Origin of the sequence: Methanosarcina acetivorans C2A, assembly GCF_000007345.1 — an archaeon.
GTDB lineage: Archaea > Halobacteriota > Methanosarcinia > Methanosarcinales > Methanosarcinaceae > Methanosarcina > Methanosarcina acetivorans.
Genome location: NC_003552.1, coordinates 285,784 through 302,791 on the forward strand (window position 1 = coordinate 285,784; position 17,008 = coordinate 302,791).

11 protein-coding genes are annotated in these 17,008 nt (G+C 45.4%); 3 read left to right on the forward strand and 8 right to left on the reverse strand.

Translation table 11 applies throughout. The features are described from left to right. Positions 1–72: 72 nt before the first annotated feature. On the reverse strand, positions 73–918 hold the full coding sequence (larE, locus tag MA_RS01285; RefSeq protein ID WP_011020298.1) for an ATP-dependent sacrificial sulfur transferase LarE: 846 nt from the start codon (positions 916–918) through the stop codon (positions 73–75). Between the two features lie 311 nt (positions 919–1,229). On the opposite strand from larE, the gene glmM reads away from it, so the two are divergent. Continuing rightward, complete coding sequence (glmM, locus tag MA_RS01290; RefSeq protein ID WP_011020299.1) at positions 1,230–2,576, forward strand: phosphoglucosamine mutase; 1,347 nt, start codon at positions 1,230–1,232, stop codon at positions 2,574–2,576. Between the two features lie 965 nt (positions 2,577–3,541). On the opposite strand, the gene MA_RS01295 is transcribed toward glmM, so the two are convergent. The 5 genes from MA_RS01295 to MA_RS01315 form a co-directional block, all read right to left on the reverse strand. Further along, entirely contained in the window at positions 3,542–4,663 is a 1,122-nt protein-coding gene (locus MA_RS01295) for a TIGR04013 family B12-binding domain/radical SAM domain-containing protein (protein WP_011020300.1), read from the reverse strand. Between the two features lie 73 nt (positions 4,664–4,736). Continuing rightward, positions 4,737–5,843, reverse strand: coding sequence for a site-2 protease family protein (locus MA_RS01300; protein ID WP_011020301.1), 1,107 nt, complete (start codon positions 5,841–5,843; stop codon positions 4,737–4,739). 109 nt (positions 5,844–5,952) lie between these two features. Further along, the gene (locus MA_RS01305) at positions 5,953–6,387 is read right to left on the reverse strand and encodes a DUF126 domain-containing protein (protein ID WP_011020302.1); all 435 of its coding nucleotides are present in this window, start codon (positions 6,385–6,387) and stop codon (positions 5,953–5,955) included. Beyond that, the gene (locus tag MA_RS01310) at positions 6,374–7,579 is read right to left on the reverse strand and encodes an aconitase X (RefSeq protein WP_011020303.1); all 1,206 of its coding nucleotides are present in this window, start codon (positions 7,577–7,579) and stop codon (positions 6,374–6,376) included. Before MA_RS01310 ends, MA_RS01305 begins: the two co-directional genes overlap by 14 nt. Positions 7,580–7,805: 226 nt before the next feature. Beyond that, positions 7,806–9,074 (reverse strand): UbiD family decarboxylase, encoded by a 1,269-nt coding sequence (locus tag MA_RS01315; protein ID WP_011020304.1) that lies wholly within the window; start codon positions 9,072–9,074, stop codon positions 7,806–7,808. A 364-nt stretch (positions 9,075–9,438) separates the two neighbouring features. Between MA_RS01315 and MA_RS01320 the strand changes: the two genes are divergently transcribed. Beyond that, positions 9,439–11,208, forward strand: coding sequence for a vWA domain-containing protein (locus MA_RS01320; RefSeq protein ID WP_011020305.1), 1,770 nt, complete (start codon positions 9,439–9,441; stop codon positions 11,206–11,208). A gap of 120 nt (positions 11,209–11,328) precedes the next feature. After that, entirely contained in the window at positions 11,329–12,153 is an 825-nt protein-coding gene (locus tag MA_RS01325) for a hypothetical protein (protein WP_011020306.1), read from the forward strand. A 264-nt stretch (positions 12,154–12,417) separates the two neighbouring features. Here MA_RS01325 and MA_RS01330 read toward each other — a convergent pair whose 3' ends face one another. Both MA_RS01330 and acnA read right to left on the reverse strand, forming a co-directional pair. After that, complete coding sequence (locus MA_RS01330) at positions 12,418–13,485, reverse strand: citrate/2-methylcitrate synthase (protein WP_011020307.1); 1,068 nt, start codon at positions 13,483–13,485, stop codon at positions 12,418–12,420. A gap of 414 nt (positions 13,486–13,899) precedes the next feature. Then, complete coding sequence (gene acnA, locus MA_RS01335) at positions 13,900–16,701, reverse strand: aconitate hydratase AcnA (protein ID WP_011020308.1); 2,802 nt, start codon at positions 16,699–16,701, stop codon at positions 13,900–13,902. Positions 16,702–17,008: the final 307 nt, after the last annotated feature.

The window sequence follows — 17,008 nt, forward strand, 5'->3', positions numbered from 1 at the left end:
CAGCAACAGCTTTTTTTGATCGGTTCCGTTCGCCCTGGAAGTCCGACTATTCGATATTTTATTCTTTCAAGCTTAGTCATCTTCTGCTTCTTCTGCTTTCTCAGCCATTTTCCGCATGTAGGGTTCGTCCATACTCCCGGAACGGAAACCTTCAAGATCTAGGGTTACAAAGTCAAATCCGAGACTCTTAAGGTACCTGGATATTTTTTCTTTTTTGCGGATTGCATCTTCAAATTCCTCACCGGTAACTTCTATTCTGGCAAGATTTGAATGCATCCTTACCCTGAATTGTGTAAAACCCAGAGCTAAAAGATATTCTTCTGCTTTTTCTATTTTCTCAAGAGATTCAGTGGTGATGGGCTGCCCATAAGCAATGCGGGTTGCAAGGCAGGCTGCCGATGGCTTGCTGGCTACCGAAAGGGCGCGATTCGAGGCAATCTCCCGGATCTCTTCTTTTGTAACATTGAACTCCACAAATGGGGAAAATATCTTATCCCCGGCTTCCTCAATTGCCCTGTACCCTGGGCGGTTTTCCCCTTTTATTTCCGAAGCATTTGTCCCTTCAAGCACGACATTGTATCCGGCTTTCTCCGCGAATTCTACAAGGGTTTCAAGAAGGGCTTTTTTGCAGAAGTAGCACCTGTTTATCGTATTTGCGGAAAAATAGGGCACACTGGTCAGGGAGAAGGGAAGGATCTTATGCTGAATTCCTATTTCACAGGCTGTCTGGGCAGCGGTTTCGAGCTGTTGCCTGGGAAACAGCGGAGAATCTATGGTTACGGCAAGGGCTTTTTCCCCCAGTTCCTCAAAAGCAAGCGCTGCAAGAGTTGAACTGTCCACTCCTCCTGAAAATGCAATGACTGCACTTTCTCTGGCTTTTATAGCCTTCCTTATCGTCCCGATCTTTGCGGCATCCATTAATTACGAGTTTCAGCTAATAAGATATATGTATTTTCCATTCCTATAGTCAGAAGGTGCCTTATGGCAGCCACAATAGGGACATAAGGGTGTACTCTAATCGGTGTTTTTCCTGAGTTTATATAACTCTTGAATCAACATCATTTCAAATGCTACTCAACTTCAAATATACTTTAATCTTTCATACTTTAATCTCCCTGTACCGAAGCTTTGTTTTCTTATCAGGGCTCTGGTTTCAGGAATAAATCTAATTAGAACCTAATTTCCTTTAATAGTATAATTTGATGCAAATGATGAGATGGAGATCTTAGATGGAATTATTCGGAACTAATGGTGTACGTGGTATTGCCAATGAATTTATAAATCCTGAACTGGCAGTCAATTTAGCCAAAAGCCTTGGTACATACATGGGCTCAAGAGGTACGGTTGCAATAGGCTGTGATACCAGGATCTCGGGCCATATGCTGAAATCCGCAGCAATTGCCGGGGCTCTTGCAACAGGCTTGAATGTGATTGATGTTGGGACTGTCCCTACCCCCTCCATTCAGTACTATGTGCGCGATTATGCTGATGCAGGGATTGTTATTACGGCATCTCACAATCCCAGACAGTACAATGGAATCAAGTTTATTGCAGGAGATGGCTCCGAGTTCCCCAGGGATGGGGAAAAGGATATTGAAAAAATTTATTTTTCGGGCAAATTTTCTACGGTTTCATGGGAAAAAACAGGGAATTTCAGGATTGATCCTTCCGTTAACGATTATTACATCAAAAATATAATCCATGCAGTAGATGCCGAAGCCATCCGCAGCAGGAAATTCAAGGTTGTTGTGGATACGGGCTGCGGAGCGGGTTCCCTTACCCTTCCTTTCCTGCTCAGGGAACTTGGCTGTGAGGTGCTCACCCTCGGGGCTCAACCTGACGGGACATTTCCGTGGAGAAACCCGGAACCAACGCCAGAAGTTCTGACCGAACTTTCGGACCTTGTCAAAAAGACAGGGGCAGCTTTCGGGGCAGCACATGACGGAGATGCGGACAGAATAGTCTTTATGGACGAAAACGGGGAATTCGTAAACGAGGAAGTCCTGCTTGCCATGATGGCGAAATATATACTTGAGCGTGAAAAAGGCCCGATAGTTACGCCGGTAAGTTCTTCCCAGCGTATGGCTGATGTCGCAAAGGAAGAAGGGATTGAACTTCACTGGACCGCTGTAGGTTCGATCAATGTCGCCCGAAAGATGATGGAAACAGGTGCCGTTTTTGGAGGTGAGGGTAATGGAGGCCTTATTTTCCCCAAACACCAGTACTGCCGGGACGGGGCAATGGCATGCGCCAAAATCCTTGAGATACTCTCCGGAGGAAAAAAGCTTTCCGAAATAACCAAAAGCGTACCCGTGTACTTCAATTCAAAGACCAAAACGCCTTCCAGGGATGTTGCGGGCACTATGGAAAAAATCCGAAATGAGACTTCAAACCTGGGGCTCAAAATAGATACTATTGACGGGGTCAAGATCTGGTATGACGATGGATGGGTCCTTATACGCCCTTCAGGTACCGAACCTATTTTCCGAATCTTTGCCGAGGCAAAGAAACAGGAAAGGGCGGAAGAATTGATGCATGAAGGTTTGGAAATGGTCTTAAAAGTGGAAAAGACTTGAACAGGAAATTGAATTTTCTGGAAATTGACTCAAAAGGGTAGATTACAAATTCATGTGGGGCTCAAATTGATCTGAGCCTTTATCTTCCCTTTCTTAATTCGAACTTAATCGTTACTTTTTTATTGATTACAATCTGCTTGAAGCCGGGAGCGGAGGCTAGAAAGATGAATTGGCCTTGAGTTCCTGATCTAATTTTAGCTTTAATTTTAAGTGATCATTTAGTTTTTCAGTTTTAAGTTCTCAGTGATTGGCTCTTGTATTTTTGTTATACTTTAATTCTGTAAATTGTTCTTCCCGGATGTTTTCTTCAGCATATTTTATTTTATAATCTCGATCTGCTCAATTGTTATTTGTTATGTATTATGTTAAGATATGTAACAATAAATTATAAATAGATTGAAGTATTTCTTACTTCTGGGAATTAAAACGGATGCATTTTTCCTGCAGATAAATGTGTCAGTCTGAGAGCCTCCTAATCTGAAAAACATACACCTCCTAAATCAGTAAAAAGAGAAGGTTCGAAGTCACCTGCTAAGAAGAACAGAAAGAGCATTACAGGATCGATAAGTATATCCCAAAACGGGAACTGAATACGGGATCAACACCTACCTTTGAAATATACGAGCTATTAAACCTGAGAAATCGGTGAACATAATTTAAAAACAGGCATAGATCAAACCTGCAAACATAAAACGTTTTTAAGAAGGATTCTTGAAAAGAAGAAAGCTCTTAACGGATTCCTTAAGCGGGTTCCTGAAAAGAGTTCTTGAAAATTAAATACAGACTATAGACCTGAGATTTAATTCCTATTAACGGAATTGCCTCAAGGTAAAGTTATTGGATCAAAAACAAAGGCTCCTTGTGCGGTTTAATTCAAAACAGATTCAAAGCAAACAGAGGATTGGGGTTTAAAAGCCGGTACCGGAGTTATGCCGACTTCCCTCGATCCTACTCTCCTTCTTTTTTTATACCTTCCTTTGTTTTTCCCAGTAACCTGTTAGTTTTCCTCCAAGGGCTAGTTTTCCAAGCTCCCTCCTTACCCGGTTGCTTACCTTCGAAGGAACAGCTGATGCGTACGGAGTGCCCGGAAGGGGGGTCATGTAGTGAGCCCTGACGGTTCCGCCTTTTTTGCAGATCCAGCGGACAAGTTCAAGGCTTTTTTCCTGGTCCTCTTCAGTTTCGGTGGGAAGCCCGAAAATGAAATCAACTGCCGGAGCAATCTCATGTTCCAGGCAGCACTCAACAGCCGAAATGCTGTCCTCAACCGTATGTCCTCTCCTTATTTCTTTAAGGACGCGGTCACTTCCTGACTGGGCTCCAAGGCTAAGGCTGTCGTTTGCACAGTATTTTCTCACAAGTTCTACAGATTCTTCGGTCACGAACTCGGGGCGCACTTCGGAGGGGAAAGTCCCGAAAAAGATCTTTTTATCGGGCAGTTCATGGAGGGCAGAGAGCAATTTTTCTACCTTATCGAACCTTGGGTGAATCCCATCGCTTCCGTATGCGAAAGCATTTGAAGCTATGAAACGGAGGTCGTCATAATACCGGGCGTTCTTCAGGACGGAATCAATGCTCCTGTGCCTGACCTCTCTTCCAAAAAGCCTGGGTGTCTGGCAATACCTGCAGCCCCAGGGGCATCCGCGACTAATCTCAATGGGAGCCCGGAGTCTTTTCGGGTCAAAACAGGGATATGCGTCCAGGTTCACATGTTGCCTTTCAGGGGTTTCGATTATTCTGCAGGTATCTGATTTGTAAGCGATTCCCTTTACCTCTCCTGGGTTTCCTCCCTCCTTCAGGACTTTCACGAGTTCAGGAAGGGTTTCTTCCCCTTCACCAATAACCACGTAATCAAAATACTCAAGTGTCTCTTCAGGGGACCCGGAAGGATGTGGTCCTCCTGCAATGAAGATCGAATCCGTCTCCACGTTTTCAATCTCCCTGAAGATTTTCGCTGCCTGCTGTGTAGTAAAACTGTAGATCATGATTCCATTCAGGGGTTTGTCCGTAAACCCTGCCTCGGGAAGTAAAGGGGAAAGAACCGCAAAGCTGTAAGAGTTCTTTTTGCTATACCGAAAATTCACATCCATTTTTTTCTCCTCTTTCCGGGCCTTTTTCGTCCTCTTCAGTTTTTCCAGTTCTCTTCGGTTTTTCCGTTTCTTCTCAGGTTATGGGCTTAAAAGGAATCAGGGTAAAGCAGAGAAGCCCGAGAATAAAGGTAAGGATTCCTATAAGGATACGTTTTCTGTCCAGCTTCATTTTATCATGAAGGGGGGACGGGTGCCCGGCTGCTGCAAAAGCCCAGAGGAAGAGCGCCCAGAATATCCATATGAAGCCGTCTCCTTTTAACCCGTAAACCACATAAATACCTATCATCAAGAGGATTCTTGGCATCATTGAAGATACCCAATCCGCTTTTTTGCCAAGCATTGCCCTGAGCACGTGCCCGCCGTCAAGTTGCCCTGCGGGAAGGAGATTCAGAAGGGTTACAAACATCCCCACCCAGCCTGCAAAAGCCACAGGGTGCAGGTTGCTCCCCGTAACCCCTACAAGTTTCTGGAGCATTACGAAAAGAGGGGGGAGACCAAGCTCAAACATCAGAGAATCGGGTAAAGGTTTGACTGCAGGAACATCAAGATTCAGCCCGATTATGGTGACCACAATTGAGACAAGAAGCCCTACAAGGGGTCCTGCGATTCCCACATCAAAGAGGGCTTTCCGATCAGGAATAGGTCCTCTGTAACGGATTACAGCTCCCATCGTGCCTATGAAAGTCGGAAACGGGATAAAATAAGGGAGAGATGTTTTCATCCCATGGTGCCTTGCCATTGCATAATGGGCCATCTCATGAGAGCCGAGCACAGCCAGTATTGCAAGGGTGAAGGGCAAGCCCTGGAAAATCTGCAGGGGCTCACTCCAGAGATCAACTCCAAACAACCAGGCTCCGCAGATCATGGTTGTAAACACTGTTGCTATGAAAAGTGCAAGGTTTACCCAGTGTTTTTCTTTTGCCTTTTTTACAGGAGTAACAATAAGAACGTGCTCCCCAAGCTCGTACTTCAGAGTGCCGCCGAGTCCTCGCTGTTCGAGGGGAGCCCAGAGTTCCCCCATTACATTTTCGGCATCAGTTTTAGGGGTGCCAAAGAAATAGAGAATCTCTCCGGACTTCTGGATTTCATATATGTCAAATACCCTAGTTATGTAAGGGTATATGCGTGAAATCATCTCTTCAGTATCTGAATTCTCCTGACCTTTTCTTCTCTGTTTCATTTTAAATTTCACGTCTCTGGAGCTTGAGGTTTCTTTTAGGTTCTATCAATACAATTTTCATGCTTTAAGCTTAAACGGCACGGTATTCAGGTTTAAAGTTTAACCTGTATCATTCTTCTATTTTACTGCCTTTCGGTTTAATCAATTCTATATACCCCTCACTACCGTTTACCTGGACAACATCTCCATCCTTTAAAGACTCGTATGGGCTTTTTTCCAGCATATCAACTAAAGGGATTTCAGATATAATTGCTCCTACAGCTACTATCGGTTCGGTTTCCAGATTGATAATCGCCACCGGAGCAGCTCCGTTTTTCTTCAGCTGGTACATTACATAGGAACCTACAGTCGAGCCCTTCCCATGGGGGAAAACAAGCACCTTCCCTTTGATTGACTTTCCTGCAAGAGAGTGTTTTTCCTCGACAACAATTCCGGTTTTAGGGTCCACACTGCCAAGGAAGGATATTGGGTCTCTGGAAATCAAAATTTCCCCTTCTGCACATCCCCTGGAAATTGTCCTGCCTTTGAGTTTAATAGGAACCACCCGCCTTCTTTCTTTTCCCTCCGGTTGCCTCCTCGATGCAGGTTTCCATATTCCCATACACACTTTCAGCCCCGCACATCCCGGGCAAGTAGGCAAAGGCTTTTCCCGAATTCACCATAACACAGGAGTAGCTGTTGGTTGCCGGGGAAACTACCATACAGGTATCGCAGACCACCTTTGCCCCGCTTTCCTCAATGGACCTGACATATTCGGGGTAGCGGTTTGCAAGTTCTCGCGAGGTAAAGATCCAGGTTTCCTTTGAAACCGCTTTTCCTTTCAGAAGTTCAGCCGCTTTTTTAAGTTCAACCGCAGAACAGTGGGGGCAGCCGATAGTGATCAGTTCGGGTTCTTTGCAGGCCCTTCCTCTGCTCTCATAAACTTCATCAAGCTGGCTTCTTTCGATAATTATTTTTTCTTCAGGTTCTTCAAAGCCCAGCCTGCAGGCTTCAGGAGTCACTCCTTCCACATGATAAAGCGCTACTGCTCCGGATGCCGCCATTGCAGCTCCAAGGGTTTTAAGTTCGTCTTTTTCCGGAGCATCCTTCAAACGGAAAATAGGCACCTGGCTCCCAATGATTTTGCCTGCCACATAACCAAGGGCTCCGTAATCCGATTCTTTGAGCGGGCATTCCACCCGGATGGAGACCTCAGGGGTGCGGTTTTCCTCAAGATGGAACCCATAATTTGCAGTTTTTCCAAGGAGTGCTGCCGAAAGGGCAGACGGTCCTCCTTCCCTGTTCGTTCGGGCCCCTATTACGGAATTTGCGTAAGAGATGGCTGACGATTCACTCCATGCCAGGTGGTCGCCGTAGCCCACGGAAAAGCCTTCGAGGGTATAGGGAGTACAGGTACATTCACAGCGGATGCCGAGCTTTTTGTAAGCCTGAACAATTGCCTTCTGCTTTTCTGCAAATTCAGGGGAGATCTTCAGCCTTCCCCAGTCTTCCAGATCCATCCCTGCCGGGTTCAGGATTGAGGGAACCTTTACCTGCCCTTCAAGGTCCGAAATCCATTCCAATCCGGCGTCACCTATGGTTTTATAAGAGACTCCCGCAATCTGGGCGCTTTTGATAGGGATCAAGCTGTCCGCCCCGTAGATGTCCCCGAGAGCCACAAGGATTTCAATTGCCTGCCTGAGAGTCTCTCCGGCCTCTCCGTTCAGGATTTGCTCTTCTTCTTTTGTAAGATACATGAAAATTCACTCTTTAACTGCCAGGTAGCAAGGGTGTAAAATATTGAAGCAAACATATATTGAGGCAGATATAATTATTGATGCACAAACTATTAAAGCAAATACGGAACACTGAAATAAATCTAAAATGTTAAAGCAAGGTAAGAGTATTATATATCCCTGCTTGCGGTTCCTTAAAGTTTGTCTACCCCTTAAAAGTTTCGTATTTTTTAAAAGTTTCATCTCATTACTCTTCAGGAATCACTGCCCTTTCAAAGTTCTCTTTTTCAATAAGGACCTTTGTAGCATCGATTCCCACTTTCGTAGTCGTCCCGTCAGGAGCTCCTCTCGGGTCAAGGGAACTGCCGCGGACATTGGGAATAATAAGGATATCCATATCCCCTTTCACTCTTGTAGCAACTGCAAACTCGACATCGGCAGGGTCAAAGATATTTATGTCCTCATCCACGATCACCACATGCTTCAGGCTCGTATGGGCTGCAAAGGCTGCCATAATAGCGTTTTTCGCATCTCCTTCGGTCTGCTTTTTGATCTGCACGACTGCATGCAGGTAACAGCATCCCCCCTCTGTTAGGACCACGTTTTTGACGGTTGTAACTTCTCCTACAGCCCTGTATATCCTGGGTTCATAAGGCACTCCCATCATCAAGAGGTGTTCGGGGCCGGCCGGCAGAATTCCGTGATAGATAGGATCTTTTCTGTGGAGGACACGGGTAATGCGGATTACAGGCTCTTTCCTTACCATGTCGTATGTCCCGGTAATGTCCACAAATGGCCCTTCATCAACTTTTTCCACAGGATCAACGTACCCTTCGAGCACGATCTCGGAATGAGGGACTTTTACCCCGTTTGAGCACTCAAAGAGTTCTACAGGAGCTCCCCTCAGGGCGGCTGCGTATTCAAATTCTTTTCCTACGGGCACTCTTGTAGTGGTTGCGTAAGTAATCGTGGGGTCGCAGCCGATAACAATTGCAACAGGCAGAGGCTCGCCTTTTTCTACAGCTTTTTTATGCAGGAGGTAGGTATGCCTCGGAGGGACAAGGCGGGCTGCGAGTTTGTCTTTTCCCGCAAGCATAAGGCGGTGGATCGAAGCATTCATCACACCTCCGTATTCGGAAACTACAATCCCTGCAGTTATGTAAGGGGCGCCGTCTTTTTCATAATGGGTAAGAATGGGCAGTCTTGTTAGGTCAACCTCGTTTTCTATGACCTCAAGGGTAGGAGATTCCGAAACTATCCGGACTTCGCCTTCAGGGGATACTTCCGAAAGCTTTCTTATAATTTCTTCTTTAGGGACTCCGAGCATGGAAGCAAGCTCGTCTCTGGACCCGAGCAGGTTCATAATAACCTTTGAACCCGAAATGTCGTGGAAAAGAACAGGAGCTTTTGTTTTTTTTGCGATCCTTGATGCCTCGAATCTCGGGGAAACGGGCTGCGGAACTTCGACCAGTTTTCCGTTTTCTCTTAACTGGTCTATAAAATCTCTATAAGTCATGGGTATCTGGATATCAAAAAGCTGTCAGATGATAAAAAGATTATCCGGTCATACCCACCCTGACCATACATGTTAACTGGACATCTTTTGGATTTTTTTGTAGCGTTTTAGAATTGTTCGTATAAAGTGTCTGTTAAGTCGAGGTATTTTAAATAGGAATCTTTTAAATCCCTTATTAATCTCTAATGTCTGGTTTCAAGCATTAAATTTGACAATTTTATTATAAACAAGTCTTTTATGCACGGACGCGCATATTACACTTTGCAACTTCCCAAGTTAACTGGGGATTTTGTAAGGACTAACTGTACGTATTTTTCTTTTTTGATACGTCTGGTTTTATTTAATATGAACGGGGTAGACTCAAATGGAATGGAACAAAAAGATAAAAGAGAATTTGCTGAGAAGTATCTTTTTCGCATCCGTATTGGGCGTTGTAGCAATTGTTCTAACGGGTGCAGTAAGTGCTCAGGCTATTGCTGAGCCTGCAGTTTCAAAGACAGCGTCTCCTGCACTTATAAATATCGCTGGCAGTGGAGTGAATGAAGAGACGACTGTGACCATAGAAGTTACAGGGGCCGGAAGCACAAGTACTTCTGCTGTACCTATGGATGTGGTCTTTGCAATCGACAGTTCTGGAAGTATGCAATCAAACGACCCTTCAGGGTTGCGGAAAACCGCCGCTAAAAGTTTTGTCGACAAAATGGATTCAAGCAGGGATACTGCGGGAGTTGTCAGCTGGGATGATAGCATTGACTTTTCCCTACCGTTAACTAATGATTTTCCGCTTGTGAAAACTAACATTGATAGTGTGGACAGTTCTGGGAGTACTAATCTTAATGTCGGTTTGGAGGAAGCAATAGATATACTTGATGCAAATCCAAGAACTGAAAATTCAGTAGAGGTAATAATTTTCCTTACTGATGGTCAGGGAACTTATCTTCATTCAACTGCACAAGAAGCTGCCGATAAAGGTTATGTTATTTACAGTATTGGGCTGGGCGGTGTCAATCCTACTCCTTTACAGGATATGGCAACTACAACAGGTGGGGCATATTATTCTTCCCCAGATGCCACGAGCCTTCAGGCAATTTTCGATGATATATTTTCTGAGGTCACGACTTCTACGATTCCATATTATGTGGACGTTGTGGAGGTAACTCAGGACTATATCGTCGATGAAAGTTCCTTTAACATTGCCCCGGACACCGTCATCCCGGATGGCAGTGGGACTACTACCATTATCTGGAACAATATCGGTTTGAGCAGTGATGGGGATCCTGATTTGTCCGATGACGAAACGGTAGTCCTGTCGTTCAATGCAAAGTCCGACCAGAGTGGAACTAATCTGGAAGTTGATGTATTCGGAACTGCAAAAGTAAATTATAAAGATAGTGAAGGGGGAGATGGCGGGTCTGTGAATATTCCTCAGGCATATATTACCGTCAATGGCGCACCCGTGGCTGATGCCGGTGAAGATCAGGTTGTTGAGCAGGCTAATTGGGCGGGCACATCTGTAACTCTTGATGGGTCAGGTTCCACAGACGACGGGCTGGTCTCACCCTTGACATATACCTGGACCTGGGATGGTGAATCAGCTAGTGGTGTCAGCCCTACAGTATCCCTCCCACTTGGGACAACGACAATAACTCTGGAAGTCTTCGATGGGCAGCTTTCGGATACCGATACAGTTGAAATCACTGTGCAGGACACAACTTTGCCAGAGATAACAGCATCAGGTGAACCGATAATATTCTGGGCTCCCAATCACAAATATGAAACGGTTTCGATCTCCGATTGTGTTGAATCGGTGACCGATATATGTGATGTTGATGTGGGTGTTGATGACATAATAATCACATCGGTAAGTAGCGATGAACCAGAGGACTCCCCGGACAAAGGAGATGGGGCTACACTAGAAGACATTGTTATTGTGGATCCCCAGACAGTTGATTTGAGAGCAGAAAGGCAGGGAGATGGAAACGGCAGGGTATACACAATTAATTATGAAGTAACGGATGCATCCGGTAATACGGCAACCGGGTCCTGTCAGGTCTGGGTTCCTCATGATCAGGACGAAGGAACTACAGCCGTTGATGATGGGGCAGCCGCAGGATATACGGTGAACTATCCCTGAACGGACATATCTGTTCTTTAATTGAAGTGGATGTGGTAACCTATTAACGTAAAAGACAGAGAGTTATCTTTCTGTTTTTTCACTTTTTTGATTTAATTTCTGTTTTAATGAGGAAAGCAGATGAAATCAGGAATTGGGAAGAGTGGGGCACATAAGAGTGGGGCACATAAATTTGTTCTTATACTTTGTCTGATCCTTATTATTCTGGGAACTCTGTTAAATGTTAACAATTTTAAGATAGGGGAGACAGCATCAGGCTCTATCTCTTTTAAAAATACCTCTACATTTAATGAAAGTTTTAGTGAAGGAGTTTTGAATCTACAAAAATGGCAGATCACTCGCGAAGGAGATTTCAAGGAAAGCATAGTAGATGTATACGATGTTGATCCTTCGGAGAACGTTGATTTTCGATTGAGGCTGTGTATGAATACAATTGGCACAAGGGATGATACGGTAAAGTTCCACGGAGTCAGAAGTGTTGATAAAGTGGATTTCAGCGAAGGAAAGGAAATCTCATTTGATCTTGACTGGAACAACCAGGGCAATGGATGTTATCTGACGGGATCTTTATACCTTTGCCCTACCGTAACTGAAGGGAATCCAGAAGACGAAAATAATTGGGTAAAGTTTGAATACGCTGGTGTTCCTCCCGGGCAAAATGTTCGTAGTATTATCTCCAGTAAAATTGATGGGAACAGAAGGATATTATATGCCGATGGCTGGCCTGAGGAGCGAACCGGTAGGCAAATTGCAGATCAGCATATCAGGATAAACCTTGATAATGGAATTTTTAAAATTTGGGAAAATGGTAAGGAATTATTTACTTCCTCGCCACACTATTTGAATTTCACATCAGCTTATATTTATTTTCAAATGAGTAGCCACAGCAATTATCCATCAAGGGAAATTTATTTCGACAACATTGTAATCAGCAAAGACCCCTGAAATGTCTTAGAATAAGTTGTAAGTACCTGGAATGTCAATTGTATGTTTTTTATGTTGCTTTGATGCAAAAAATATACTATTCTAATTAAAAATATTTTTACTGTCACCCTCCGATACTATTTAGATACTACTTATCTTCTATCTGCTTCTAAAAAAATGGACTATATAGAAAATCCGTAAACTGAATCTCTAAGAATAAGGGGAGGTAAAATGGAGTCCCCAAATAACCACTTCTCACTTCTGCTTCAAAAGTTTTTAGTTATTTCAACATTCGTCAAGCATGAAGGCTCTGGGTCTTATGATTTTTTTCCTCTCATACTGGTCAAAGCAATGGGCTATCCAGCCTGAAACTCTCCCTATTGCAAAGATCGAGGTTGCAAGCTGCGGAGGAATTTCCATATATTTGTAGATGACTCCGGAATAGAAATCAACGTTCGGGTAAATCGGCTTTCCTCTCTTTTCTACAAGTTCGCGGACAACAACATTTTCGACTGCTTCGGCGGTTGTGTACCAGTGCATGTCCCCTTTGGATTCGGCCAGTTTCTTTGAGAGCTGCTTGAATATTACGCCCCTTGGGTCATAAGTCTTGTAAACTCTGTGCCCGAAACCCATTATTTTTTCTCGCTGTGAGATTTTTTCAAGGACGAATTTCTCGGCATTTTCGGGGCTTGCAACTTCGTCGAGCATGGTCATAACCTCTGCCCTTGCCCCTCCATGAAGGGGACCTTTAAGGGTACAGAGCCCTGAAACAACTGCTGAATAGAGGTCGGACATGGTTGAAGCTGTAACTCTGGAAGAGAAGGTGGAAGCATTCAGCTCATGCTCGGCACTGAGAATAAAGTCTTTTTCCATGACTTCAGCATCCAGAGGATCTGGCTTGCTGCCTTTTATCATGTACAGGAAATTGGCTCCATGGGAAAGGGAAGGGTCCGGAGGTAAAGGTTCCTTTCCATTTGCCATTCTATAATAAGTAGCAACAATGGTTGGGACTATAGCAATTAACCTTATGGCTTTTCTCATATTTCCTTCGGGGGAACTGTCATTCAGGTCAGGGTCGAATTGCGATATGAAAGAAATGACCGTACGCAGTGCTGCCATAGCATCAATATTAAAATTGCACATGCGGATAACGTCTATTACCTCCTTATTGATTCTACGTTCCGCATGCAGGCGGGCTGAGTACTCGGCAAGTTCCTGTTCTCCGGGAAGTCTTCCCCGGATCAGCAGATAGGAAACCGCGTCATAAGGAAGTTTGACCAGTTCGTTTATGTCTACTTCCCTGTATTTCAGAACGCCCTCCAGCCCGTCGATGAAACATATATTTTTACTCATTTTCTACCTCACAGTTATGCCTAGAGGACTTTCAAAAAATTTTGAAATTAGGGGATCCTCTGGTTATACGTGAAAGATTTAGCACGAGGACCTTTTTGGGCCCAAAAATAGGATGACAATGCAATTGTATTATCATCGAATAAGTATATTAAATTTGTTGAAATTGTATCTTTAAATCATTTTAAATATATTTCTTGGAGTTCAAATTCCTGCTTTCCGAATCTCTCCACCTATTTTAATTGTAAAGCCTAATATTTTTCGTAATGTGTTCCGCTTCAAAATACCTTTTTGAACTCAAATAAACGGGTCTCCAATACGGATAAAAAGCTAGGTTCCGGAAAAAAGAAGGAGCCGTATTAAGGCTTGCGGAACCACTCTAAATATCTTTTCATACCATATGGCGTACTCAACCCGTTATTTTTTCTTCACCGAATCCCGCAGGAACTTATGCAAAATTCCGCCGTTCCTGTAGTACTCTATCTCCACGGCAGAGTCCAGCCTCAATGTTACCCTGAACTCTGTTTCTCCTCCGTTATCGTCCTTTGCCCTTACGGTAAGCTCTCCGTGGGGTTCCATCTGCTCAATGCCAAGGATATCGTAGCTTTCTTTTCCTGTAAGCCCGAGGGTATCTGCGTTTTCTCCTACATTAAACTGCAGGGGCAGAACTCCCATGCCCACGAGGTTGCTCCTGTGGATGCGTTCAAAGGACTCGGCAATAACCGCCTTTACTCCGAGGAGGAATGTGCCTTTTGCTGCCCAGTCGCGGGAACTACCTGTCCCGTACTCTTTTCCTGCGAGTACAATCAGGGGAACATCGTTTTCCGCATAGAGCAGAGCTGCATCATAGATCGGAATCCCTTCTCCACAGGCCTCCGGTGGGAAGTCTTCTCCTTTGAGGTGGGAGACCGTCCAGCCTCCTTCCCTGCTTACAAGCCTGTTCCTGAGCCGGATGTTTGCAAAAGTCCCTCGCATCATTACCTCATGGTTGCCCCGGCGTGAACCGTAGGAATTGAAGTCCTTCTGGTCTACACCCCAGGATATCAGGTATCTGCCTGCAGGACCGTCTGCCGGGATATCTCCGGCGGGGGAGATGTGGTCTGTGGTGATGCTGTCCCCGAAAAGGGCAAGAACTCTGGCATTTTGTATATCTCCGGGCAGGGGCAAAGTAAGTGGGAAATCCACAAAATAAGGCGGCTCCTGAATGTAGGTGGAGGTCGGGCTCCAGGCATAGAGGGTACCTTCAGGCACATCCAGCTCTTTCCAGAGTTTTGAACCTTCCAGAACTCCTGAGTATTCTTTTTTGAACATTTCAGGCTTAATGCTGTTCTTTTCAGCTTCCCTTATCTCTTCATTTCCGGGCCAGATGTCCCTTATGTACACAGGGAGCCCGTTCGGGTCATAAGCAAGAGGATCGGTTTCGAGGTTTATGTTCACCGTACCTGCGATCGCATATGCAACGACAAGTGGCGGGGAGGCAAGATAGTTTGCTTTTACATGGGGATTGATCCTGCCCTCGAAGTTCCTGTTCCCGCTGAGCACGGCTGCAACCGTAAGATCCTTTTCTTCAATTTCCTTTGCAATATGTTCGGGCAGGGGGCCGCTGTTCCCTATACAGGTCGTACAGCCGTACCCTACCTGGTGGAAACCAAGGGCTTCCAGATAGGGCAGAAGGCCTGCGGCTCCAAGGTACTCGGTAGCCACTCTTGAGCCCGGAGAAAGGCTTGTCTTCACAAAAGGCTTAACCCTCAGGCCCCTTTCAACCGCCTTTTTTGCGAGCAGCCCGGCTCCTATCAGGACCGAGGGGTTGGAGGTATTGGTACAGGAAGTGATGGCCGCGATTACCACGGACCCATGCGTGACCCTGAAGCCTTTCTCATGGGGTTCAACTTTTTTTACCTCTTCTATTCCGGTTTCTTCTACCGGGGCTCCTCCTTCCCCCAGCCAGCGCTGATAAGCCGGATCTCCTGCAAGTTCAGCGCCTCCTTCCTTTTTTCTTATAAAGGTCTGCCTCATTGTTTCACGGAAGTTCTCCGAAACCTCGTTCAGGAAAAGCTGGTCTTGAGGGCGTTTCGGGCCTGCGAGACAGGGCTTTACGGTTTCCATATCAAGTTCGAGATTGCTGCTGAAAAGAGGTTCGGGTTTGTGGATCGAATAAAGCAGGTCTTGGGCTTCCAGGTACTTCTTAACAAGGTCAACCTGCTCGTCGCTCCTGCCTGTTCTCTTAAGGTAGTTTAGGGTCTCCGTGTCAGGCGGGAAAATCCCAAGGGTTGCCCCGTATTCGGGAGCCATATTCGAAATCGTCGCCCTGTCCGGAAGGCTTAAGGAATTCAGGCCGGGCCCGTAGAACTCGACAAACTTGCCGACTACCCCTTGTTTTCTTAACATTTTGGTGATCGTAAGGACAAGATCCGTGGCAGTAACTCCGGGTTCCAGTTTCCCGTAGAGTTTGAAGCCCACAACCTCGGGAACGGGCATATAGTAAGGCTGCCCGAGCATTACGGCTTCGGCTTCTATGCCGCCTACTCCCCAGCCGAGCACTCCTATCCCGTTGATCATTGTGGTATGGGAGTCAGTTCCAACAAGGGTGTCAGGAAATGCAAATAACTCACCTTCCTTCTCTTTCAGGTGCACGAGTGGGGTCAGGTATTCAAGGTTCACCTGATGAATGATCCCTCTTCCGGGGGGCACGACCCTGAAATTGTCAAAGGCTTTCTGTGCCCAGCGAAGGACAATATAACGCTCCCTGTTGCGTTCAAACTCCTTTTTCTCATTTTCCTCAAGGGCATATGCTGTCCCGTAGGAATCGACCTGAACCGAGTGGTCAATGACCAGGTCGGCAGGGATTACAGGGTTGATTTTGGCGGGGTCCCCTTCAAGGCGCTCCATTGCCGAACGGAGGGCGGCGAGGTCGACTACCGCAGGCACACCTGTGAAGTCCTGCATGATTACCCTTGAAGGAATAAACGGAATGTCCCTCTCAATTCTGTTTCCAGGGCTCCAGCGGGCAAGGGCTTCCACATCCTCTGCAGCTATCAGGTGCTTTTCCGTATCTGCATGCCGGAGCAGGGATTCCAGAAGGATCCTTATAGAGTAGGGGAGCAGGGAAATCCCTTCAAAGCCCTTTTCTTCCAATTTGCTCAGTCTGTAAATCGTAGCTTTTCCGGCAGTTGTTTCGATGCTATCTCTTACCCCAAAGGGGTCCAGACCTTCTCTCATTGTACTTTTTACCTCCAGCAAAAATATGACGTAAAGATAAGTGTGATTTAAGATAATCGTGACTAATGTTCACCCATTAACTCTTTATCTTATGAAACTTCCCTCCTTTTATCCCTGAGACTATTTTATTCCTTCGGGCTTTTTATCTCCATGTTTTTGCAGGCAGGAAGTTTATCCCTTCTTTCTTCGACTGATTCCCTGTTCTCGCATTTTCCTGGAAATTAATAATTTATTTGTATGCTATTTTTGATTATATGCCATTGAATATTATACGCTGCACCATATAATTACCCTTGGCCAATCGAGT

What these genes read in the sequence shown, in the direction of transcription:
- larE (WP_011020298.1), bottom strand. Translation starts at nt 918, where the DNA reads ATGGATGCCGCAAAGATCGGGACGATAAGGAAGGCTATAAAAGCCAGA.
- glmM (WP_011020299.1), top strand. Translation starts at nt 1,230, where the DNA reads ATGGAATTATTCGGAACTAATGGTGTACGTGGTATTGCCAATGAATTT.
- MA_RS01295 (WP_011020300.1), bottom strand. Translation starts at nt 4,663, where the DNA reads ATGGATGTGAATTTTCGGTATAGCAAAAAGAACTCTTACAGCTTTGCG.
- MA_RS01300 (WP_011020301.1), bottom strand. Translation starts at nt 5,843, where the DNA reads ATGAAACAGAGAAGAAAAGGTCAGGAGAATTCAGATACTGAAGAGATG.
- MA_RS01310 (WP_011020303.1), bottom strand. Translation starts at nt 7,579, where the DNA reads ATGTATCTTACAAAAGAAGAAGAGCAAATCCTGAACGGAGAGGCCGGA.
- MA_RS01315 (WP_011020304.1), bottom strand. Translation starts at nt 9,074, where the DNA reads ATGACTTATAGAGATTTTATAGACCAGTTAAGAGAAAACGGAAAACTG.
- MA_RS01320 (WP_011020305.1), top strand. Translation starts at nt 9,439, where the DNA reads ATGGAATGGAACAAAAAGATAAAAGAGAATTTGCTGAGAAGTATCTTT.
- MA_RS01325 (WP_011020306.1), top strand. Translation starts at nt 11,329, where the DNA reads ATGAAATCAGGAATTGGGAAGAGTGGGGCACATAAGAGTGGGGCACAT.
- MA_RS01330 (WP_011020307.1), bottom strand. Translation starts at nt 13,485, where the DNA reads ATGAGTAAAAATATATGTTTCATCGACGGGCTGGAGGGCGTTCTGAAA.
- acnA (WP_011020308.1), bottom strand. Translation starts at nt 16,701, where the DNA reads ATGAGAGAAGGTCTGGACCCCTTTGGGGTAAGAGATAGCATCGAAACA.